The sequence below is a fragment of the Streptococcus sp. HPH0090 genome, from assembly GCF_000411475.1.
GTDB lineage: Bacteria > Bacillota > Bacilli > Lactobacillales > Streptococcaceae > Streptococcus.
Genome location: NZ_KE150464.1, coordinates 129250 through 149813, shown reverse-complemented (window position 1 = coordinate 149813; position 20564 = coordinate 129250). Strand labels below are relative to the sequence as shown.

The 20564-nt window shown below is 39.1% G+C and carries 22 protein-coding genes; 6 read left to right on the top strand and 16 right to left on the bottom strand.

Annotated elements, in window-relative coordinates:
- Window positions 1-180: 180 nt before the first annotated feature.
- The 3 genes from HMPREF1481_RS02770 to HMPREF1481_RS02760 form a co-directional block, all read right to left on the bottom strand.
- Window positions 181-1038 carry a bifunctional methylenetetrahydrofolate dehydrogenase/methenyltetrahydrofolate cyclohydrolase gene (locus HMPREF1481_RS02770; protein ID WP_016465575.1) on the bottom strand — a complete coding sequence of 286 codons (858 nt, stop codon included), beginning with the start codon at window positions 1036-1038 and terminating at the stop codon, window positions 181-183.
- A gap of 137 nt (window positions 1039-1175) precedes the next feature.
- Complete coding sequence (locus HMPREF1481_RS02765) at window positions 1176-1910, bottom strand: amino acid ABC transporter ATP-binding protein (RefSeq protein WP_016465574.1); 735 nt, start codon at window positions 1908-1910, stop codon at window positions 1176-1178.
- Window positions 1910-2593, bottom strand: coding sequence for an amino acid ABC transporter permease (locus HMPREF1481_RS02760; RefSeq protein ID WP_016465573.1), 684 nt, complete (start codon window positions 2591-2593; stop codon window positions 1910-1912). The genes HMPREF1481_RS02765 and HMPREF1481_RS02760 overlap by 1 nt, the downstream gene beginning before the upstream one ends.
- 204 nt (window positions 2594-2797) lie before the next feature.
- On the opposite strand from HMPREF1481_RS02760, the gene HMPREF1481_RS02755 reads away from it, so the two are divergent.
- The 5 genes from HMPREF1481_RS02755 (at window position 2798) to HMPREF1481_RS02735 (ending at window position 7239) form a co-directional block, all read left to right on the top strand.
- Window positions 2798-3028: a DUF1797 family protein gene (locus tag HMPREF1481_RS02755; RefSeq protein ID WP_004253825.1), complete on the top strand. Its 231-nt coding sequence runs from the start codon at window positions 2798-2800 to the stop codon at window positions 3026-3028.
- A 238-nt stretch (window positions 3029-3266) separates the two neighbouring features.
- Entirely contained in the window at window positions 3267-5516 is a 2250-nt protein-coding gene (locus tag HMPREF1481_RS02750; protein WP_016465572.1) for an ATP-dependent Clp protease ATP-binding subunit, read from the top strand.
- A gap of 89 nt (window positions 5517-5605) precedes the next feature.
- Window positions 5606-6055, top strand: a complete 450-nt coding sequence (locus HMPREF1481_RS02745) for an NUDIX hydrolase (protein ID WP_016465571.1) — start codon at window positions 5606-5608, stop codon at window positions 6053-6055.
- Window positions 6056-6118: 63 nt separating this feature from the next.
- Window positions 6119-6418, top strand: coding sequence for a DUF1827 family protein (locus HMPREF1481_RS02740; RefSeq protein WP_016465570.1), 300 nt, complete (start codon window positions 6119-6121; stop codon window positions 6416-6418).
- Window positions 6419-6606: 188 nt separating this feature from the next.
- Window positions 6607-7239: a GNAT family N-acetyltransferase gene (locus HMPREF1481_RS02735; protein ID WP_016465569.1), complete on the top strand. Its 633-nt coding sequence runs from the start codon at window positions 6607-6609 to the stop codon at window positions 7237-7239.
- Between the two features lie 45 nt (window positions 7240-7284).
- Here HMPREF1481_RS02735 and metK read toward each other — a convergent pair whose 3' ends face one another.
- Both metK and HMPREF1481_RS02725 read right to left on the bottom strand, forming a co-directional pair.
- Window positions 7285-8475, bottom strand: coding sequence for a methionine adenosyltransferase (gene metK / locus HMPREF1481_RS02730; RefSeq protein ID WP_016465568.1), 1191 nt, complete (start codon window positions 8473-8475; stop codon window positions 7285-7287).
- Between the two features lie 236 nt (window positions 8476-8711).
- Window positions 8712-9410: a GntR family transcriptional regulator gene (locus HMPREF1481_RS02725; RefSeq protein ID WP_016465567.1), complete on the bottom strand. Its 699-nt coding sequence runs from the start codon at window positions 9408-9410 to the stop codon at window positions 8712-8714.
- A gap of 140 nt (window positions 9411-9550) precedes the next feature.
- Between HMPREF1481_RS02725 and guaA the strand changes: the two genes are divergently transcribed.
- Window positions 9551-11113 (top strand): glutamine-hydrolyzing GMP synthase, encoded by a 1563-nt coding sequence (gene guaA / locus HMPREF1481_RS02720; RefSeq protein WP_016465566.1) that lies wholly within the window; start codon window positions 9551-9553, stop codon window positions 11111-11113.
- A gap of 154 nt (window positions 11114-11267) precedes the next feature.
- On the opposite strand, the gene HMPREF1481_RS02715 is transcribed toward guaA, so the two are convergent.
- The 11 genes from HMPREF1481_RS02715 to HMPREF1481_RS02670 all read right to left on the bottom strand — a co-directional run bounded on the left by HMPREF1481_RS02715 (window position 11268) and on the right by HMPREF1481_RS02670 (window position 20199).
- On the bottom strand, window positions 11268-11834 hold the full coding sequence (locus tag HMPREF1481_RS02715; protein ID WP_016465565.1) for a hypothetical protein: 567 nt from the start codon (window positions 11832-11834) through the stop codon (window positions 11268-11270).
- Between the two features lie 59 nt (window positions 11835-11893).
- Complete coding sequence (locus HMPREF1481_RS02710) at window positions 11894-12433, bottom strand: hypothetical protein (RefSeq protein ID WP_016465564.1); 540 nt, start codon at window positions 12431-12433, stop codon at window positions 11894-11896.
- Between the two features lie 83 nt (window positions 12434-12516).
- Window positions 12517-13176 carry a hypothetical protein gene (locus tag HMPREF1481_RS10890; RefSeq protein WP_016465563.1) on the bottom strand — a complete coding sequence of 220 codons (660 nt, stop codon included), beginning with the start codon at window positions 13174-13176 and terminating at the stop codon, window positions 12517-12519.
- A gap of 63 nt (window positions 13177-13239) precedes the next feature.
- Entirely contained in the window at window positions 13240-13938 is a 699-nt protein-coding gene (locus HMPREF1481_RS02700) for a TipC family immunity protein (RefSeq protein ID WP_016465562.1), read from the bottom strand.
- A gap of 1 nt (window position 13939) precedes the next feature.
- Window positions 13940-14092 carry a hypothetical protein gene (locus HMPREF1481_RS10825; protein WP_156823315.1) on the bottom strand — a complete coding sequence of 51 codons (153 nt, stop codon included), beginning with the start codon at window positions 14090-14092 and terminating at the stop codon, window positions 13940-13942.
- Window positions 14093-14151: 59 nt separating this feature from the next.
- A complete protein-coding gene (locus HMPREF1481_RS02695; RefSeq protein ID WP_016465561.1) occupies window positions 14152-14826 on the bottom strand; it encodes a hypothetical protein in 675 nt (224 codons plus the stop codon).
- A gap of 368 nt (window positions 14827-15194) precedes the next feature.
- Window positions 15195-16538 (bottom strand): DEAD/DEAH box helicase, encoded by a 1344-nt coding sequence (locus HMPREF1481_RS02690; RefSeq protein ID WP_016465559.1) that lies wholly within the window; start codon window positions 16536-16538, stop codon window positions 15195-15197.
- A gap of 152 nt (window positions 16539-16690) precedes the next feature.
- On the bottom strand, window positions 16691-17386 hold the full coding sequence (locus tag HMPREF1481_RS02685) for an alpha/beta hydrolase-fold protein (protein WP_016465558.1): 696 nt from the start codon (window positions 17384-17386) through the stop codon (window positions 16691-16693).
- A complete protein-coding gene (locus tag HMPREF1481_RS02680; protein ID WP_016465557.1) occupies window positions 17367-18377 on the bottom strand; it encodes an ABC transporter substrate-binding protein in 1011 nt (336 codons plus the stop codon). Before HMPREF1481_RS02680 ends, HMPREF1481_RS02685 begins: the two co-directional genes overlap by 20 nt.
- An 18-nt stretch (window positions 18378-18395) precedes the next feature.
- The gene (locus tag HMPREF1481_RS02675) at window positions 18396-19151 is read right to left on the bottom strand and encodes an ABC transporter ATP-binding protein (protein ID WP_016465556.1); all 756 of its coding nucleotides are present in this window, start codon (window positions 19149-19151) and stop codon (window positions 18396-18398) included.
- Window position 19152: 1 nt separating this feature from the next.
- Window positions 19153-20199: a FecCD family ABC transporter permease gene (locus HMPREF1481_RS02670; protein ID WP_016465555.1), complete on the bottom strand. Its 1047-nt coding sequence runs from the start codon at window positions 20197-20199 to the stop codon at window positions 19153-19155.
- Window positions 20200-20564 lie beyond the last annotated feature (365 nt).

Sequence of the window (20564 nt, the reverse complement as noted above, 5' to 3'; positions counted from 1 at the left end):
CTCCCTCTAGACGCTTACTTCATTTTACATATACATATTGATAGTTTTAATATATCAAAATAGTAGAAGTTTTTCAATAATTTGTAGAAGTTTTACTGGAATTTTAGTAGAAATCGAGCAAAAAAAACAAGTTCTTTTTAGAACTTGTCTTGAAGTACCTATCAATAATTACAGAAATAATCAATCTTTATCCAAACTACGCAATGCAGCTTGATAGGTCTGCTCCATCAGCATGGTAATGGTCATAGGTCCTACTCCACCAGGTACAGGTGTGATATGGCTAGCGACTGGTGCAACAGCATCGTAGTCAACATCTCCACAGAGCTTGCCATTTTCATCTCGGTTCATCCCCACATCAATGACAACTGCTCCAGGTTTGACAAAATCAGCGGTCACAAACTTAGCACGACCAATTGCTACTACAAGAATATCGGCTTTAGAAGCTACTTGGGCTAGATTGTGGGTGCGCGAGTGGGTCAAGGTTACAGTTGCATTTTTAGCCAACAGCAACTGAGCCATTGGTTTACCAACGATATTTGAACGACCAATAACGACTGCATTTTTACCTTCTAAGTCAATCCCATACTCATGAAACATCTCCATAATCCCTGCTGGAGTTGAAGGAATCATGACTGGGTGACCAGACCAAAGACACCCCATGTTGAGCGGATGAAAACCATCTACATCCTTTTCAGGGTCAATAGCCAATAAAACAGCTTCTTCATCGATGTGTTTTGGCAAAGGTAACTGGACCAAAATCCCATGCCAAGCTGGATCTTGATTGTATTTGGCAATCAACTCCAACAACTCCTCTTGAGTAATGGTATCCGGAACACGTAAAACTTCACTTTGGAAACCTGCTGCGATAGCTGAACGTTCCTTGTTACGAACGTAAACCTGGCTAGCAGGATTATCACCAACCAAAATAACCACTAAACCAGGAACCAAGCCTGTCTCTTCCTTTAGTTTGGCTGTTTTTTCAGCTAGTTGTCCTTGTAGCTTGGCTGCTAAAGCCTTCCCATCAATAATCTGTGTCATGTATTTTCTCTTTTCTAACAAATATCTTTTATTATAACAAAAAATCGCTCGACCTTCTAACACTTCTTACCTAAGATACCCTATAGTCTGAAGCTATAAGAAAAAGCCCCCTTGGAGCTTTTCTAATAAACGATATTTTACAAAACCTTACTCAAGAAATCCTTGGTTCTTTGTTCTTGTGTTTGTTCAAAAATTTCCTCAGGTGTTCCATCCTCGACAACAACACCGTCTGCCATAAAGATGACATGGTCTGCTACTTCACGCGCAAAGCCCATTTCATGCGTTACGATAACCATGGTCATACCTGACTTGGCAAGTTCTTGCATAACTGCTAGTACTTCCCCTACCATTTCTGGGTCTAGGGCAGAAGTCGGTTCATCAAAGAGTAGGACATCTGGTTCCATAGCAAGACCACGAGCGATAGCAATACGTTGTTGCTGACCTCCAGACAAACTTTGTGGATAGGCATCGGCCTTATCTGGCAAACCAACCTTCTCCAAGAGCTCATGCGCTCTCTTTTCAGCCACTTCCTTACTTTCACCCTTAGTCTTAATTGGAGAAAGTGTAATGTTTTCCATAACTGTCATATTTGGGAAGAGATTAAATTGTTGGAAAACCATTCCCATTTTTTCACGCATGGCAAAGAGGTCATTTTTCTTATCCGTAATGTCAACACCTTCAAAGATAACTTTCCCTTTTGTAGCTTCTTCGAGAAGATTCATAGAGCGAAGGAGGGTTGACTTACCGCTACCAGAAGGCCCGATAATGACCACTACTTCCCCTTTTTTAATTTCAAGATCAATCCCTTTTAAAACTTCATTTTTTCCAAAGCTTTTATGAAGGTTTTCAATTTTTATAAGTGTTTCAGTCATTATTTCTTATCTCCTTGTCCCATACGATTTTCAAAAGCTTTCAAGGCTAGTGTCAAGATAGATGTCATAATTAAGTAGTAAAAGGCTGCAAATAGAAGTGGAGTCAATGGTAAATAAGTTGTTGTTGATACTGTAGTTGCTCCATTCCACAATTCCATAACTCCGATAGCTGACAAGAGCGAGCTATCCTTGATAATGGTAATAAACTCATTCCCCAAGGCTGGTAAAATATTCTTAATAGCCTGTGGTAGGATGACATAGCGCATAGCATTTTTAGGGCGAATACCTAGTGAATACGCTGCTTCTAACTGTCCCTTTGGCACTGCATTAATCCCAGCACGAACAGTTTCTGATACATAGGCACCACTATTCATAGAGATAATAATAATCCCTGGGATCAAACGAGTAAGGTCAACATCCAAAATCCCAATTTGAATCGTTGGAGCACTAATATGCATCAATGCATAGGCAATCATAATCTGTACCATCATCGGAGTTCCGCGGAAAATCCAGATATAAAGATTAGCGAACCAAGCAAGTGGCTTAATCTTTGAACGTTGTGCAAAGGCCAACACTACCCCTAAAATGGTTCCCAAAAAGACAACTAAGATCGAGATAATAATCGTAACAACAGCACCATAGTTAAAGTATGGCAGGTATTTCGGTAAAAAAGAAAAATTCATGGATACACTACTTTCTATTTTTAATTTTTAAACTTAAAACTTGTATAAGGATAACATATTTTGCATAAAAATGCAACATTTTCCTTTAAGATTTTCAATAAATTTTCAAAGGCAAGAGAAATAGCGAGAAATCCTAGTTTTTTCTAGTCAAGTAGAGTCTGTTTGTGGTAAAATAGTAAAGATAAGAAATGGAGGAGAATCAAAATGGAATCACATTTGGTTAGAATCATCAATCGCTTAGAAGCAATGACAAAAGATGGTGGTAACTTAAAACGTAACTTTGAGCGCGAAGGAGTTGTTGTCGCAGAGGTTGCTTTTAACCACGACGAAGAAAACGGACCACTTTTCACACTTCGTGACGTTGAAGCTCGTGAAACTTATACATTTGATAGCATCGACCTTATTGCGATGGAAATCTACGAACTTTTATACTAATCGTTAAATAAAGGCAGAGAATACTTCTGCTTTGACCAAGAAAATCCTTTTTGCATGACAAATGGGATTTTTATTTTTATCACTAAAGTCTAGTAAGAATTGCCTGGAATGTTTAATTGTAACAAGCAATCTTTTTGCTTGCTTTCCCCTTTAATCATGATATAATGAGACTAAAGAACTTTGACTATTTTTGACCTTTCTTTTTTAGTCAAAGCCAAAAAAGAAACGAGGTAGAGGTATGCTCTGTCAAAATTGTAAAATCAATGACTCAACAATCCATCTTTACACAAATCTTAATGGGCAACAAAAGCAAATCGATCTTTGCCAAAATTGCTACAAAATTATCAAAACAGATCCTAACAATAGCTTATTCAAAGGCATTACAGATTTAAACAATCGCGATTTTGATCCATTTGGAGACTTCTTCAATGATTTAAACAACTTTAGACCTTCTTCTAATAATAATGTTCCTCCAACCCAGTCAGGTGGCGGATACGGTGGTAATGGGGGTTATGGTTCTCAAAATCGTGGACCAGCTCAAACACCTCCTCCTAGCCAAGAAAAGGGCCTCTTGGAGGAATATGGTATCAATGTAACGGAGATTGCCCGTCGTGGAAATATCGACCCTGTGATTGGTCGTGACGAAGAAATCATCCGTGTTATTGAAATTCTCAACCGTAGAACCAAAAACAATCCTGTCCTTATTGGTGAGCCTGGTGTTGGTAAGACAGCCGTTGTCGAGGGCTTAGCTCAAAAAATCGTCGATGGTGATGTTCCCCATAAACTTCAAGGGAAAGAAGTCATTCGCCTAGATGTTGTCAGCCTTGTCCAAGGTACAGGTATCCGAGGCCAGTTTGAAGAACGTATGCAAAAACTCATGGAAGAAATTCGTGAGCGCAAAGACGTCATCCTCTTTATCGACGAAATTCATGAAATTGTCGGTGCTGGTTCTGCTGGAGAAGGAAATATGGATGCAGGAAATATCCTGAAACCAGCTCTTGCTCGTGGCGAACTCCAACTAGTTGGTGCTACTACTCTCAATGAATACCGCATCATCGAAAAAGATGCAGCCCTTGAACGTCGTATGCAACCGGTCAAGGTTGATGAACCAACTGTTGAAGAAACCATTATTATCCTGAAAGGGATTCAAAAGAAATACGAAGATTACCACCATGTTCACTATACTGATGGAGCTATCGAAGCAGCTGCTACTCTCTCTAATCGCTACATCCAAGATCGTTTCTTGCCGGATAAGGCCATTGACCTCCTAGATGAAGCTGGTTCTAAAATGAACTTAACCCTGAATTTTGTGGATCCGAAGGTCATCGACCAACGCCTAATTGAAGCAGAAAACCTCAAGGCTCAAGCAACTCGCGATGAAGATTTTGAAAAAGCAGCCTACTTCCGTGACCAGATTGCTAAGTATAAGGAAATGCAAAAGACTAAGGTAACGGATCAGGATACCCCAATCATCAGTGAAAAGACGATTGAGCACATCATCGAACAAAAGACCAACATTCCAGTTGGCGACCTTAAAGAAAAAGAACAGTCTCAACTGATCAACCTAGCAGATGACCTCAAGGCTCATGTTATTGGTCAAGATGATGCTGTCGATAAGATTGCTAAGGCTATTCGTCGTAACCGTGTTGGTCTAGGCACTCCAAACCGTCCAATCGGTAGCTTCCTCTTTGTTGGTCCTACTGGTGTTGGTAAAACAGAACTTTCTAAACAACTAGCTATCGAACTCTTTGGTTCTGCTGATAGCATGATTCGCTTTGATATGAGTGAATACATGGAAAAACACAGTGTTGCTAAACTTGTCGGTGCCCCTCCAGGATACGTCGGCTATGATGAAGCTGGTCAATTGACTGAAAAGGTTCGTCGTAACCCCTACTCACTGATCCTCTTGGATGAAGTTGAAAAAGCCCATCCAGATGTTATGCATATGTTCCTTCAAGTATTGGATGATGGTCGTTTAACAGATGGTCAAGGTCGGACTGTTAGCTTTAAAGACGCCATCATTATCATGACCTCAAATGCAGGTACAGGTAAGGCAGAAGCTAGCGTTGGTTTTGGTGCTGCTAGAGAAGGTCGTACCAACTCTGTCCTTGGAGAATTAGGCAACTTCTTTAGCCCAGAATTCATGAACCGCTTTGATGGTATTATCGAATTCAAGGCTCTCAGCAAAGAAAATCTCCTTCAAATCGTTGACCTCATGCTGGATGATGTGAATAAACGACTCTCCAGCAATAATATCCATCTCGATGTCACAGAAAAGGTTAAAGAAAAACTTGTAGACCTTGGTTACGATCCAAAAATGGGGGCTCGTCCACTACGTCGTACCATTCAAGACTATATCGAAGATGCAATTACAGACTACTACCTTGAAAACCCTAGTGAAAAAGACCTCAAGGCAGTCATGACAAGTAAAGGTAAGATCATGATTAAGTCAAAAAATAAAACGGAAACAGTCGAATCAAACGACTAGTCCCTCAAATACAAAAGAATGTTCTTGCTTGACAGTGAGAGCATTCTTTACTATTATAGAAAGAAAGCGCACTCACGAAGGAGAATGTTATGACAAATCCAACATTTGGAGAAAAAAAAGAGGGAGTAACCTATAAAACTCGATATGGTGTTTATGCAGTCATACCGGATTCAAACCATGAAAAGATTATCCTCGTTCAAGCTCCAAATGGTGCATGGTTCTTACCTGGTGGGGAGATTGAAGCAGGCGAAAACCATCTCGAAGCTCTCAAACGAGAACTGATTGAAGAGTTGGGCTTTACTGCTGAAATCGGCACCTATTATGGACAAGCGGATGAGTATTTCTATTCTAGTCATCGTGATACCTACTACTACAATCCAGCCTATCTCTATGAAGCTACTTCCTATCAAGAAATTCAAAAACCTTTAGAAGACTTTAATCATCTAGCTTGGTTCCCAATTGATGAAGCTATTGCAAACTTGAAACGTGGTAGTCATAAGTGGGCAATTGAAGCTTGGAAAAAACAGCATCAAATTTAAACTATCTTTACCAAATTTCCCAAAAAGTGCTATAATAGACATAGAAATATAGGAGGAAACCTTATGAAGCTCATCAATACTACAAATTCACACTCGCTTCTTGTTAAAAGTCAGTTAGAAAGCACTGACGCAACGCTTGTAGAAGTCTATTCTGCAGGTAACACAGATGTTATTTTTACTCAGGCACCGCTTCATTACGAAATCCTCATTTCCAATAAACATCGTGCAATCCGTGAAAAAGAAATTGAGAAAATCCAAGAATTCTTCTTAAATCGTAAAATTGATAAACAAGTTATTGATGAAGCAAATATCAAAACCCTCTATTCTGATAAATTGATTGAAATTTCAATTCCAACAAAATAGATTCTAACTAGACTTTAAATCTACCCCGCAAGGTTAAACCGTGTGGGGTCTTTTCATACCTACTTTTCTAATAGAAATTCTAGAAAAACTGCATTTTTTTAAACTTTTTGTGAATATTTCACATTAAAATCGAAAAAAAGAAGAAATTTAGTTATAATAGTTAGAGAGATTTTATGAAGGAGTGTGAAATGAAAGAAATAGTATATAGAGAAGCCAAGCTAGATGAATACCAAAAAATCGGGAAAGTGTTGGCTTGTGCCTTTATGGACTATCCTTTTATGACTCTTATCAAAGATGATTTAAAGAAACCAGAATATTATCCAGCATTCTTAGAATTATTGGATAGCCTTCTGACCAGACTCTACATCAAGGGAGAGACTTGTCTAGTCGCTGAACGAGACGGAGAAATCCTAGCAGTCGCCCTTTTACAACAGAAGGATTTTTCTATTCTATCTTATTTATTAAATGGGATTATCAAGCTTTTCCGTTTTATTACACCACGGAACCTCTTGAAGTATCTAGATTTGGTAGAACGTTCTGAACAGCATTTAAAAAGATCGGGAAATTTTGACTGGTATTTGATGATGTTAGGAGTCAACGCTTCAATCCAAAACCAAGGAATCGGGAGTGTTTTTCTACAAGAAGGTGTTGAACCTTATCTTAAATCCAAAGGTTGCAAACGCTTGGGCTTAATCACCAGCACTGAGAAAAATGTGTGCTTCTATGAAAAAAACAAGTATGAATTACTGGATTCGATGATGTTGGAATATGGAACAAAGTCTATTGGAAACTGGGCTTTTGTAAAAATACTGGATAAGTAATTGTAAACTAAAAAAGATTGGTCATTACACCAATCTTTTTCTTTTTTATTTCACTGCTTCTTTCAAGGCTTCTACCTTGTCTAAACGTTCCCATGGAAGATCGATATCTGTACGTCCCATATGTCCATAAGCCGCTGTTTGACGGTAGATTGGACGTTTGAGGTCAAGCATTTGGATGATTCCTGCTGGGCGAAGGTCAAAGATTTGACGCGCTGCTGCTTCTAATTTGCTTTCAGCAACTGTTCCTGTACCGAAGGTGTCGATACGAACAGATACAGGGTGAGCTACCCCGATCGCGTATGCCAATTGCACTTCTGCTTTCTTAGCAAGCCCTGCTGCCACGATGTTTTTTGCAATATAGCGAGCCGCATAAGAAGCGGAACGGTCAACCTTAGTCGCATCCTTACCAGAGAAGGCACCACCACCATGACGTGAGTAACCACCATAGGTATCTACGATAATCTTACGACCAGTCAAACCTGAGTCACCTTGAGGTCCACCGATAACGAAACGACCGGTTGGATTGATAAAGAATTTAGTCTCAGCATCTAGATAAGAAGCTGGAATCACTTCCTTGATCACCTTGTTAATCACATCTTCATGGATTTGTTCATTGCTGACTTCTGGATCGTGTTGGGTTGAAATAACAACTGTATCCACGCGCACTGGTTGGTCATTTTCATCATACTCAACAGTGACTTGAGACTTCGCATCTGGACGAAGATAGCTGATTTCCCCAGACTTACGAAGCTCTGCTAAACGACGAACCAACTTGTGACTGAGTGAGATTGGAAGTGGCATGAGTTCTTCTGTTTCATCCACCGCAAAACCAAACATGAGACCTTGGTCACCTGCACCGATCAAGTCTAGTGGATCTTGATCCGCATTCCCACGAACTTCTAAGGCTTCATTGACACCTTGAGCGATATCTGGTGATTGTTCTACCAATGATGGGTGAACTCCTACCGTCTCCGCAGAAAAACCGTACTCTGTATTGGTATAACCGATTTCTGCAATAGTATCACGAACCACTCGGTTAATATCGACATAAGCATTGGTTGAAATTTCACCGAAAACATGGACTGAACCAGTATAAACAGCTGTTTCAGCAGCCACGTGTGCTTCTGGATCTTGCTCTAAAATAGCATCTAAAATAGCATCTGAAATTTGGTCTGCAATCTTATCCGGATGCCCCTCAGATACAGATTCAGACGTGAATAATTTACGTTCTGACATAAAAATGTCCCCCCTTAAAAAATAATCGTTATAGAGTTACAAAGTACTGGTAGGAAGAGTATTTACAATCAAACCTACCACCTTATCGGGACCATATAACCTAACTATTATAACACGAAACTTTGAAAAATTCTCGTATGATTGCTATTTTTCTTACTAGGAAAGTGTTTTCTAATCATAACCAAATAAAAACTCTTAAAATAGATGAGTTTCTACTTTAAGAGTGATGTTATAAACTAATTATTTTCTAAATAAAATTCAAACCGTTCTCCGACGTATTGGCTCTTTACATACTCAAAAGCCGTTCCGTCATCAAAGTAAGAAACCTGAGTCAAACCTAAAATAGCATGCCCTTTTTCAACTTCTAGGTAATGAGCTATCTTTTCTTTTGCTAAACGTGCGTATATGGTCTGGTGAGATTTACCAATTCGATAACCATGCTCTTGCAAGGTTTGAAAGAAGTGCTTGGTTACTTCTTCTTTTTTGAAATTTTTGATAAATTTCTCAGGAATCGACGCCACTTCATAGACAACAGGAACCTTATCCGCATAACGAACACGCTCCATACGAATGATGTTATCAGTTGGCAGTAAACCAAGTTTAGCCACTTCTTGCTCATTTGGAATGGTTCGACGATAAGAAATCAAGTGACTAGACGGAGTTTTCCCTTGAGCTTTAACAATCTCCGTAAAACTAGTTGTTCCACGCATTCTTTCCTGAACACGTGTGCTTGAAACAAAGGTCCCACTACCTATACGTCGTTCCAAAACCCCTTCTTCAACCAAAAGAGAGATTGCTTGACGTAAGGTCATGCGGCTAACGGCAAATTCCTCAGCTAGATCTCGCTCGCTAGGAAGTCTCTCTCCAATCTTCCAATGTCCCTCATCGATGTCTTTTTTGATTTGGTCATGGATTTTCATATAAGCTGGTAACATGCTTGCTCACTTCTTTTCTTTATTTTTTCCATTGTACCGTATCTGATATGTAAAAGTCAAACATCACTTGTTTAGTTGGTAATTACGTTTCATTTATGATAGAATATTCAAGAAGATATTTCTTTTAAGAAAGGGAAAAGATGACCAACATTTCAACTGATTTGCAAGATGTCGAAAAGATCATCGTACTGGATTACGGAAGCCAGTATAACCAACTTATCTCACGTCGAATTCGCGAGATTGGTGTCTTTTCAGAACTAAAGAGTCACAAGATTTCGGCTGACGAAGTTCGTGCTATCAACCCTATCGGGATTGTGCTTTCAGGTGGCCCAAACTCTGTTTACGAAGAAGGATCATTCGATATTGATTCTGAAATTTTCGAACTCGGTATTCCGATTTTGGGAATTTGCTACGGTATGCAGCTATTAACTCACAAGCTTGGAGGAAAGGTTGTTCCTGCAGGTGACGCTGGTAACCGTGAATATGGACAATCAACTCTTACTCACACTGAGTCTGCTCTTTTTGCCGGAACTCCAGAAGAACAACTTGTTTTGATGAGCCACGGAGATGCTGTAACAGAAATTCCTGCGGATTTTGTTCGTACTGGAACTTCTGCAGACTGTCCTTATGCATCTATTGAAAACCCTGATAAGAAAATTTACGGTATCCAATTCCACCCAGAAGTTCGCCACTCAGTTCACGGTTATGATATCCTTCGTAACTTTGCCTTGAATATCTGTGGTGCCAAAGGTGATTGGACGATGGATAACTTTATCGAGATGCAAATCAAACAAATCCGTGAAAAGGTTGGAGACAAACGTGTCCTCCTCGGACTTTCTGGTGGTGTTGACTCTTCTGTTGTTGGGGTTCTCCTCCAAAAAGCCATCGGCGATCAATTGATCTGTATCTTTGTAGACCACGGTCTTCTCCGTAAAGGTGAAGCTGACCAAGTTATGGATATGCTTGGTGGTAAGTTTGGTTTGAACATTGTCAAAGCAGATGCTGCCAAACGTTTCTTGGATAAATTGGCAGGTGTTTCTGATCCTGAACAGAAACGTAAGATTATCGGTAACGAGTTTGTCTATGTCTTTGATGATGAAGCAAGCAAACTTAAAGATGTGAAATTCCTTGCTCAAGGAACTCTTTATACAGACGTTATCGAGTCTGGTACAGATACTGCTCAAACCATCAAGTCTCACCACAATGTGGGTGGTCTTCCAGAAGACATGCAGTTTGAACTCATCGAACCCCTTAACACTCTTTACAAAGATGAAGTTCGTGCCCTTGGTACTGAACTTGGTATGCCAGATCACATCGTATGGCGCCAACCATTCCCAGGACCAGGACTTGCTATCCGTGTCATGGGTGAAATCACTGAAGAAAAACTTGAAACAGTCCGCGAATCAGATGCTATCCTTCGTGAAGAAATCGCTAAAGCTGGTCTTGACCGCGACATCTGGCAATATTTTACTGTTAACACTGGCGTTCGTTCAGTAGGTGTTATGGGAGACGGTCGTACTTATGACTATACCATCGCTATCCGTGCGATCACTTCTATCGATGGAATGACAGCTGACTTTGCGAAGATTCCATGGGAAGTACTCCAAAAAATCTCTGTCCGTATCGTAAATGAAGTTGATCACGTTAACCGCATCGTCTACGATATTACAAGTAAACCACCTGCAACTGTTGAATGGGAATGATTTATAAACATGATTTGAAGTGAAATGGTTGATTTAACAGCATTTTCAGTTATTATAAAAGGTTAAAAATCAATCAAAATTGATTGGTTCCCCACCAAAAACCCCACCAGAAATATTTCTGATGGGATTTTTTATATTAAATTTTATTTTTCTATTAGTTGTTTCTCTTTTTCGTGTAAAAATCGTTAACCTTCAGAAAAACATTCCCTGCCATACCATTATAAATGATAATAGTCTCAACAAAGGAAGCGCAGGCAAAAATCGCTAGTATTCTAACATCTCCCCAGAGATAAAAAGCAATTGCAGACAAGATATAACACAGTCCTCCGCCTAGGAGCAACCAGAATATCAACTGCCTTGCTTTTGCAAACCACTTTGTAAAAGCATGAGTGTCAAATTTAGTAATATCAACAGCGTAAAAAGTAGCTTCTTTCATTTGTAAGTTTTGCAGTTTGTAAGCGTAATAGCTCATGACGCATTGACAGAGTAACAATAGAAGCAATTTAAAAAAAACATTTTGTAGGGTGAAAAGTCCACTGATAAATGCTAAAATAGCATATCCAACCACGTAACTATTGGCAAGAGTTAATTGGCTCATCGAACGATAAGAGGCCTTTTCATCCATGGCTAACAAGGATTTTGTCTTTTTATTATAAAAGAGTATTTGGCCTTTCTGATACTGTCCTAATTGTACAAGTATATCTTTCTTTTTTAAAATCATCTAACAACACGCCTTAATATTTTCCCTAAACCTTAGATAGTATGGTAAATTTAGACACATTAGGCATACTCCTCTTCTAATTGTTTGATAATTTTTCGGCGTTTTAAAGGAGAATTATCCCAAACGACAAGAAGTGTTACGCTGAGTGAAAACATAGAAATAATAAGAGGCCTAATATTTCCAGAAATAAGGTAATCAAAAGAAAGGAATATAATTGTGCTAGTCATAATCCCTATAATGATTGGCTGTCCTATTCTTTGAGGTTTGCCTTTTTCCAATAACTCTCTAACTTGATAGGCAGTCGGTTGATAAGGAGATAAGTTCCCCTTACGCCATAGTAATCTCACACCCATGATAGAAGCGATAAAGGCTGTCATACAGCAGATGAATAAGATAATCCAACGAAAACCAGCACTTGTTTCTCCTAGTAATAAACTAATAGCAGAAATTATCCCTCCCAATACTGTTCCTGTTACAGGAGCAAATAGAAGTATACCGTTGGAATTTTTCTTAATATCAGATGTATAAAACTGGTAATCCTTGCCGTCTATATAAATAGCGCGCTCAGCTAGCCAGCCCAAGTTAATATATTTAGCCATTTAAGATTTTCCTTTCAATAACAGGAAGCTTCCTCCATTTTTAATAAACAAGATGATAATTTATCATGACATTAAATTATTCATCAACCAAACACGCTCCCCAATGTTTTTCCGAAACCTGAGATAGCATCACCCACTTTGTCTACAGCACCTGATACAGCATTTACAGCGTTTTTACCTACATCAATAACATCATCTTTATAATTATCATAAATGTAATCAAACGCCATTGTCGCTAACACTCCAACACCAAAACCTATTGGTCCTCCAACCATCATGCCTACACCTGCTGCAATTCCAACATGTGCTCCTGTTTTAATCAAGGCATCGCCTGTGCTCTCACCGCTAGCTTTTTGCATACCAAAATCAACCAAGGCACCAACAATTGGAATGCCGTATTTTACTCCATTTTTAACGGCACCTCTAGCTAGCTGCGCCCATATAGGATTAAAATCAGTTGCAATTGTTACCGTACCTCCACCGACTAAAGCTGCTGAACGCCCAATTTGAGTTGCATTTATATTATGGGTGAACCATTCTATTGCGGATTTAGTGAAGGCTTCAACTGCTTTATCTGTTAGTTTAGTTTGAAGAAGCTCTTTGACATATGATGCCCCGAAATTAATAATTCCTGATTTAATTGATTGGAAAGTCTTATCATCAATCTCACCATTTTTGTAAGCTTTCTCTGCATTTGGTCTGGATGTTTCTTCGTTAATTTTTCCCAATTTTTTGATTTTCATCAGTTGCTTTGAAATGAAATAGCTCAAATCCTTTAAAAACTATATTATAAAGAACCTCAAGTATTACTCTTTCCCTATTGTTTCAGAGTACTTGACTTTCAAATTCCCCATATTTTCTTTGGAATAGCGCTGACTTCCCTCTTTAAACCAGATATCTAGAAAATAGGTGTAGAGAATTTGATCAGATTTTTCTGCCAACCAAGCCTGATCAATATCGTAATCCTTCAGATAGTCCAAAATCTCATCTTTTGACACTAGACTCTTACGCGGAGGTTCTTCCATTCCATTAAAGCGATATATTTCACTAGCAGTTTCATCATATCCCCTTTTTTTAGACTGGTCAATTAACGCTTGAACAGTAAAATCTGAAACTTTGGAGAAAGCAATGGAAACATTTTGTTTAACGAAGCCGTCCTCATATACATAGTCAATGTTGAGATAAGTTTCTCCTGATAACTTTTTACTATACAGAACAGCAAGCAGGCCATCGGAATTAATATATAGCTGCAAATCTTCATCATCTGCCAACCTAGGTTTGGCACGACGATAGTTTATCCAAGCCGGTTCACCTACATATGCCGTATTACTTCTTATAATCTTACTCATATCTGGTAATCCCAGAATATTTTTATAATGAACACTCGCATAATAGATTTCATCAATTGGGTTTTTAAGTGAGTCATAGTCTCGATATCTCAAAAAACCAAAGACAGAGAGACCTGCTACAAGGAGGGTGCAAAGACTTAGGATAATTTTTTTCATATTAGTTTGCTCCTTCTGTGATCAAATCATTGCTTCCTTTACCATTGTCTGTAGTTAAACTATTATAAAAATCATAGGCAACAGGATTTTTTTCTCTCAGCTCTTTTAAAGCGCTCTTCGGATTGTCCTCTTCTATCAATTCTGCATCTGCCAATAATGATTAGTTCTGTTTGATTTTTTAGTTTAACCACTGTTCCCAATGGTAATAGTGTTTCACTCATGTTTCTTCTCCTTGTCTTCTGCAAATATCACTTTCCCTTGTTCATACTTCCGCACGGCTAACAACCAGCGGATGGGGTTGTTTTGGAATAAGAAAAGATACAACAAGCCAGGAAACAGGGCTGCCAAAAGCGAGAAAAAGATTTGTATATCAAATGGTTCCTGCTTATTGAATGAATCAATAATGCTCGGAATGGCAGCAGCAAATATTACTATAGTAGTCATAAAAACTAATAACATGACAATCATAAAAATAAACATTTTCCCAAACGTCGCTTTTTTCTTGCTAAAATTTTCCCAAAACAGATTTGAATCAACAGCTTTCGCAAACTGTTGAGAACTTGCCCCCTGAACCTGCTTCACTTCTTTATACAAGGCTTCTTCCATCATCCATATAAAGCCAAAGCAAATAAAGAACTGGGCAGCGATATAAGGCGGAACCATCCAGCTACTGTATCTAAAACCGGAAAAAGCTGGTATAGCTACCATTCCCCCTATCAAACCTAAGAAAATAAAAACCAACATCAAAGGAATAATAGCATTATTGCTCTTCCTAGCCCCTTCCGTATTTAATAAGGCACTCTTTTTGGCTACCAGAGCCTCTTTTGTTCTAGTGTTATAGTAGACGGCTTCATCACCGCTTTGTCCAATAAAAATTATTTTTCTCATTTTTAATCACCATAGTTTTAAAACATCTTTATAAAACAATATTTTTCTTTGTCGTTCGATCTTTTAAAAGAATTTTTAATAAGTCAGCAGACTCCATAGCCAACTGTTCTTCACTAATATCTATCGCCATAAAGCAACCTTTCTTCTTATTGATTGATATTTCTAAAAATATGTACTTTTCATTTATTAATCTATTATATTTTACCACAAAAACACACTGAGATACTCGTCCCAGTGTGTTTATTTCATTTTAGGATAACTTCATTCAGTAGACTGAAGAATTCATCATAGCCTCCACATCTGCTGATATAATACTTCTAAATTATTCTAAAAAAACAGTAAAACCTTCTGGTTCTACTGTTTCATTTTTAAAATGTTTGACGTTTAGCCTTACGTTCTGCACGTCCACGGGCACGACTTTCTGCACGTTTGGTCTTACGGCGTTTTTCATCGACAGCCCACTGGATTTTCTTCTTATAGCCTGGTTTGACTTTTTTCTTTTTCTTTTTAACCAGACCAATCATTTCGATATCCAGTTTTTCCTGCTTCTTTTCACGATTGGCACGACGGTCACGGTCATAAGTGTCTTGGAACTCTCCATCTTTAACAACCTTAGGTACAAACTTAATTCCTAATTTCTCCAACTCACGAATATCAGAGTCATCGCTTGGCTGATAAAGGGTGATGGCTGTACCTGGTAGACCATTACGTCCAGTTCGTCCAACACGGTGAACAAAGAAGGACAAGTCTTGCGGAATAGCATCATTGATGACATGGCTGACACCTTCAATATCAATCCCACGCGCAGCCAAGTCAGTCGCTACGATATACTCAAAATCAAGATTTTTCACCTGATTCATGATTCGTTTGCGTTCACGAGGAGCAATGTCTCCATGAATCTTAGCCACCTTCAAGCTTTGAGCCGTTAGGTAGCTGTGCAATTCATCCGCACGAGTTTTTGTATTGACAAAAATCATGGCGAGATACGGCTGCATGACTTGAGTCAACTCATAAATCTGAGCATTCTTGTCACGACCCTTGGTCGAAATCAACCAGTTGTCAATGGTATCAGAGATAACTGTCTTGGTCTTGATTTTCTCCATGACAGGATTTGACAAGTATTTCTTCAAAAATGGTTGTAGTTTTTGTGGAATGGTTGCTGAAAAGACCATAAACTGCAAGTCTTTCGGAAGACTTCCTGCAATCTTATCAACTGTTTCCAAGAATCCCATATCCAAGGTCATGTCAGCTTCATCGACTACAAAGGTCTTAGCTTTGTGAATGGCTAGGTCACCAGACTTGACCAAGTCATAAATACGACCTGGAGTTCCGATTACGATATGTGGTTGATTACTTGCTAATTTGTCAATCTGACGCGCCTTGTCTGTACCACCAACATAGTTCACAACACGAATCTCAACATCTGAATGTGATGCGATCTGACGAGCAGCTTGGTAAATCTGAGTCGCTAATTCACGACTTGGAGCTGTAATAACTGCCTGCACGCTATCGCTCTCTTCATCCAACTGTTGGAAAATCGGTAACAAGAAAGTATGAGTCTTCCCTGAACCTGTTTTTGATTCACCAACCAAGTCACGACCTGCCAAGACAATAGGAATCAACTTTTCCTGCACCTCGGTAGGAGTCGTAAACTTCAACTCCTCCAAGGCTTTTTCTATATAATTTTTAAATTTAAATTGTGTAAATGACATAATTTCCTCGATTCTATCTATCTTCTCATTATACCATAATTTAGTTTATTACAGTGAGGGATTTCCGTCAAGGGTAATCGATTGAAAATTCCAAGGACAAGCATACAAGAGAAACACTCCTAGTTACCATGAACAAGGAGTGTTATAAGAGGTTACTTGAGCTTCCACTCTTCTCTCAGCCAATCACAAAAATGATGATAGCGTTCGTTAAGAGCTTCATGATGCCCATAAGCATCAAATGTAGAATATGTTGAGGGAACTGCTTCTGAAATCAGATTATGTAGTTCCCTTGCAAACATCGGAGCCTTAGACAGACGATTGGAATGATTGGCACCTTCTATCTGACCATTTTGCAGATAAATCAGACTTTGACTCTGTATCAGCTCATGTTCCCTACAAAATTCTGTAAAGTCTGGATACCAGAAAGAACCACAGACAGAAAAGATACAGGTCACAGGAAGATAATTACTATAGAGACTATAGATAGCAGCAAGACCACCCAGTGAATAACCACCATAAGCAATCCTTTTTTCATCTATCAAGTAGTCTTTTTTTAGACTTTTTAGAATTCCTTGAAAGAGCTTCTCATGATAGGCTTCTACCTTCCCACCAAAGTCTGGTGCCCCTTCTTTCAAAGCATCAGACTGCCAAGGTGTAAAGTCATCTAGGCGATTTTCTGGGATCAAACCCACCAAAATTACAGATTGGGATAGGTCTGACAAATAGTCCAATTGCCCATCATTTAAAAGAATCATTGGGTAGGCTTGTTGAGGATCATAGTTTGAAGGAAGACTGATCCTCACTTGAATCCCTTCCCAGTTAAACTCCTTATTGCTTGATAAAGTCATTGATTTTCTCAAGGGAATCAATCACTGCAGGACCGTAATCCATCAACTCATCGTAAGAGATGGTCATGATTTTTTGATTTTTGATTGCTGGGACATTTTCCAAAACAGTATTTGCCTTCATCAAATCCACTGCTTTTTCATCTAACTTTTGATTACGGTCGCTCGTTACATAGATAATCAACTCTGGATCCATTGATACTAGATTTTCCAAGGTCAAACCAGAAGTTCCTGTTGCAACATTGGTATAACCAAGTTGGTTGAGCAAACTTTCTTGAAGGGCTGACTTGTAGGCACCAAAGGTTTCGTCATTGTAGGCCACCATAATCAGAGCTTTTTTCTTTTCACCCTGTGTTTCTGGGTTGGCTTTTTTAACCGCATCGATTTTAGCTTGTAATTGCTCGGCATATTGGTTAGCCTTGTCTTGGACATTGAAAATGGTACCAAGATTCTTCACATCTTCTACGATATTTCCTAAATCTTGTTGGATAGTTGAAAGTGAAGCTTTTTGCGTATAAACAGGGATTTTATTTTCATTCCAAGCACTAATGGTTCCCATTGACTTTTCAGAAAACATCATGTTGCGTCCCATCAAGGCATCTGGTTCATAAGAAAGAACTGTTTCTTGTGAGACAGATTTTTTATCGCCAATGTGAGGGATGGCTTCAATAGCATCCTTGTATTTACCAGTTACAGCATTATCAGGATTGAGCATGCCAGCAATTTTATCTTGCAAACCGAGTTCAAGTAGGATTTCAGTTGTTGAGAGGTTGTTGGTGATGACCTTTTCAGGTGCCTTTTCAAAGACTTGTTCGACTTCGTTTCCTTTAGCATCATAAGTTTTGATAGTTACAGGATAGCTGGTTTCTGTATTAGCTTTTTGACTAGCTTCTGTTGTAGCCGGTGCCGGTGCTGTTTCTTTAGATGCGTTACCACAAGCTGCCAAAGATAAGGTAGCTACTGTTACAAGTAAAATACTAAGTGATTTTTTCATGTTAATTTCCTTTAAATCTTATAAATAGTGAATCATGGCTTGCTGGTCTTCCGTCCAAATAACCTCACTTTGGACACCATAGACAGCCTGCAATGACTCGGGTATGATGGTCTCTTTTGGAGTACCTTGGTAAACAATCTCCCCTTCTTTCATTAGATAGAGATAGTCTGAATAGCGACAAGCTAGTTGAATATCATGCAAGACAGCTAGCACATTGATCTGAAGATTTTTGACAATGGTCAATAAGTCTAGCTGATACTTGATATCCAAATGATTGGTCGGTTCATCTAAGAGCAAGAGGGTCGGCTCTTGGGCCAAGGCACGTGCTAACAGAACCCGCTGCTTCTCTCCTCCTGACAAAGAAGAGTAGAGTCGATTTCTCTTTTCGAGCAGATCTACCTTGACTAGAGCATCCTCAACCAAAGCAAAGTCTCTGTCTTTTTCCTTTTGCAAGAAAGAGAGATGGGGTGTTCTACCCAGCATGACAATCTCCTCAACCGTACAATCAAACTGAAGTTGATTAAACTGCGTGATAACTGCCATCTGCTTTGCCGTTTCTTTGACGCTCATTTGGTCTAGAGGCTTCCCATCTAAAGAAATCAAGCCCTGATTCGGCTTTTCCTGTCGATAAAAGAGTTTCAGCAAACTGGTCTTTCCACTTCCATTTGGTCCCAAAATAGTATGAAATTGGTTTCCCTCAAGTTTAAGTGAGACTCCTTTGAGAATCTTTTTTTCTCCGATTCCAAAGTGAATATCCTGGCACATTAAGTCCATATCAGACTCTCACCTCCCTTCGTCTACCTGCAACCATGTAGATAAAGAAAGGTGCACCTACTAGGGCCGTGAAAATTCCAATCGGTAGTTCAGCATTTTGAATCAAAACGCGAGCAAAGACATCTGCCCAAACGACAAAGAGGGCGCCTAGTAAGGTTGCAATTGGGAAAAGCCTTTTGTAATTTGTCCCTACCAAACTTCGGGCCAAATGTGGTGTAATCAAACCGACAAAACCGATGATCCCACAGGTCGATACCAAGATAGCTGTCATCACAGCTACAATCGTCACATAGAGATACCAGTAAAAACGCAAGGGAATTCCCAAGGTCAAAGCCGCCTCATCTCCCATCATCATTGCATTGAAAACACGGTATTGGGAAGAGAAAAATAAAAAGGCGATTCCCACGATGATAGTTGGTAAGGTTAAGTGAGCCCATGTGGTTCCCGCTAAAGAACCCATGGTCCAAAACTTGATAGTCATAACGCTATCAGCATTGGCCCCGATAGAGATAATAAAGTTTGAAAAAGCCAAAAATAGGGCATTCACTACCGTCCCTGATAAAATGAGACTGGAAGTTGTCATCCTACCCTGCATAGATGCAATGATAAGGACTGCAACTGTCGCCAAAATCGCTCCGAGGAAAGATCCTAGACCAATCATAACTTTAAATCCAAGAATAATACTCAAAGTTGCTCCAAAGGTTGCCCCAGCTGAAATTCCTAATACATAGGGCTCTGCTATTGGATTGTTGACGGTTGACTGCATGACACTACCACACATGGAAAGGCCTGCACCCACAATCAAAGCAAGAAAAACCCGTGGCAATCTCATATTCCAAACAATAGCAAGCGTAGACTTTGAAATGTCTCCTATCTCAAAAGGAGCCCCTAACTGACTCAAAATTATCCGATAGGTATCACTCAAACTAATTTGAACAGACCCCATAGAAACTGCCAGAAACAGAGAAATCCCCAAAGCTCCTAACAGGATAGCTAGTAAAAAACAATATCTCAGGTTTTGATGGCTTCCAGAAAATTTGGAAAGCATGAAACCCTCCTTTAACAAAAATTAAAAATTTAGACAATTTTCATAATTAGTATACCACATTTCTAAATCAGGAACAAGACTAGAAAAATTTGGCAAAAAGTAAAAAGCCCTCTGAAGTCAGAGGGCTGATTTGATCTTGGGCTAAAATACAGAAAAACAAAAAGACTACCCAATCGAGTAGCCTTATTTCAAGATATGCTCAATTGAACACGACCTTAGCACTTGGCAAAAAATAAAAAGCCCTCTGAATCTAGAGAGCTTTTTTGAGCTAGGGCTAAAACGTTTATAGACTAGACGGCAAGCCAAAGATTGTACAAAAATGTTAGTGAAACAAAAAATCTCCCCGGAGGGAGATCATTCTGGTT

Coding starts and splice junctions, on each gene's coding strand:
- HMPREF1481_RS02770 (WP_016465575.1), bottom strand. CDS start 1,038: ATGACACAGATTATTGATGGGAAGGCTTTAGCAGCCAAGCTACAAGGA.
- HMPREF1481_RS02765 (WP_016465574.1), bottom strand. CDS start 1,910: ATGACTGAAACACTTATAAAAATTGAAAACCTTCATAAAAGCTTTGGA.
- HMPREF1481_RS02760 (WP_016465573.1), bottom strand. CDS start 2,593: ATGAATTTTTCTTTTTTACCGAAATACCTGCCATACTTTAACTATGGT.
- HMPREF1481_RS02755 (WP_004253825.1), top strand. CDS start 2,798: ATGGAATCACATTTGGTTAGAATCATCAATCGCTTAGAAGCAATGACA.
- HMPREF1481_RS02750 (WP_016465572.1), top strand. CDS start 3,267: ATGCTCTGTCAAAATTGTAAAATCAATGACTCAACAATCCATCTTTAC.
- HMPREF1481_RS02745 (WP_016465571.1), top strand. CDS start 5,606: ATGACAAATCCAACATTTGGAGAAAAAAAAGAGGGAGTAACCTATAAA.
- HMPREF1481_RS02740 (WP_016465570.1), top strand. CDS start 6,119: ATGAAGCTCATCAATACTACAAATTCACACTCGCTTCTTGTTAAAAGT.
- HMPREF1481_RS02735 (WP_016465569.1), top strand. CDS start 6,607: ATGAAAGAAATAGTATATAGAGAAGCCAAGCTAGATGAATACCAAAAA.
- metK (WP_016465568.1), bottom strand. CDS start 8,475: ATGTCAGAACGTAAATTATTCACGTCTGAATCTGTATCTGAGGGGCAT.
- HMPREF1481_RS02725 (WP_016465567.1), bottom strand. CDS start 9,410: ATGTTACCAGCTTATATGAAAATCCATGACCAAATCAAAAAAGACATC.
- guaA (WP_016465566.1), top strand. CDS start 9,551: ATGACCAACATTTCAACTGATTTGCAAGATGTCGAAAAGATCATCGTA.
- HMPREF1481_RS02715 (WP_016465565.1), bottom strand. CDS start 11,834: ATGATTTTAAAAAAGAAAGATATACTTGTACAATTAGGACAGTATCAG.
- HMPREF1481_RS02710 (WP_016465564.1), bottom strand. CDS start 12,433: ATGGCTAAATATATTAACTTGGGCTGGCTAGCTGAGCGCGCTATTTAT.
- HMPREF1481_RS10890 (WP_016465563.1), bottom strand. CDS start 13,176: ATGAAAATCAAAAAATTGGGAAAAATTAACGAAGAAACATCCAGACCA.
- HMPREF1481_RS02700 (WP_016465562.1), bottom strand. CDS start 13,938: ATGAAAAAAATTATCCTAAGTCTTTGCACCCTCCTTGTAGCAGGTCTC.
- HMPREF1481_RS02695 (WP_016465561.1), bottom strand. CDS start 14,826: ATGAGAAAAATAATTTTTATTGGACAAAGCGGTGATGAAGCCGTCTAC.
- HMPREF1481_RS02690 (WP_016465559.1), bottom strand. CDS start 16,538: ATGTCATTTACACAATTTAAATTTAAAAATTATATAGAAAAAGCCTTG.
- HMPREF1481_RS02685 (WP_016465558.1), bottom strand. CDS start 17,386: ATGACTTTATCAAGCAATAAGGAGTTTAACTGGGAAGGGATTCAAGTG.
- HMPREF1481_RS02680 (WP_016465557.1), bottom strand. CDS start 18,377: ATGAAAAAATCACTTAGTATTTTACTTGTAACAGTAGCTACCTTATCT.
- HMPREF1481_RS02675 (WP_016465556.1), bottom strand. CDS start 19,151: ATGGACTTAATGTGCCAGGATATTCACTTTGGAATCGGAGAAAAAAAG.
- HMPREF1481_RS02670 (WP_016465555.1), bottom strand. CDS start 20,199: ATGCTTTCCAAATTTTCTGGAAGCCATCAAAACCTGAGATATTGTTTT.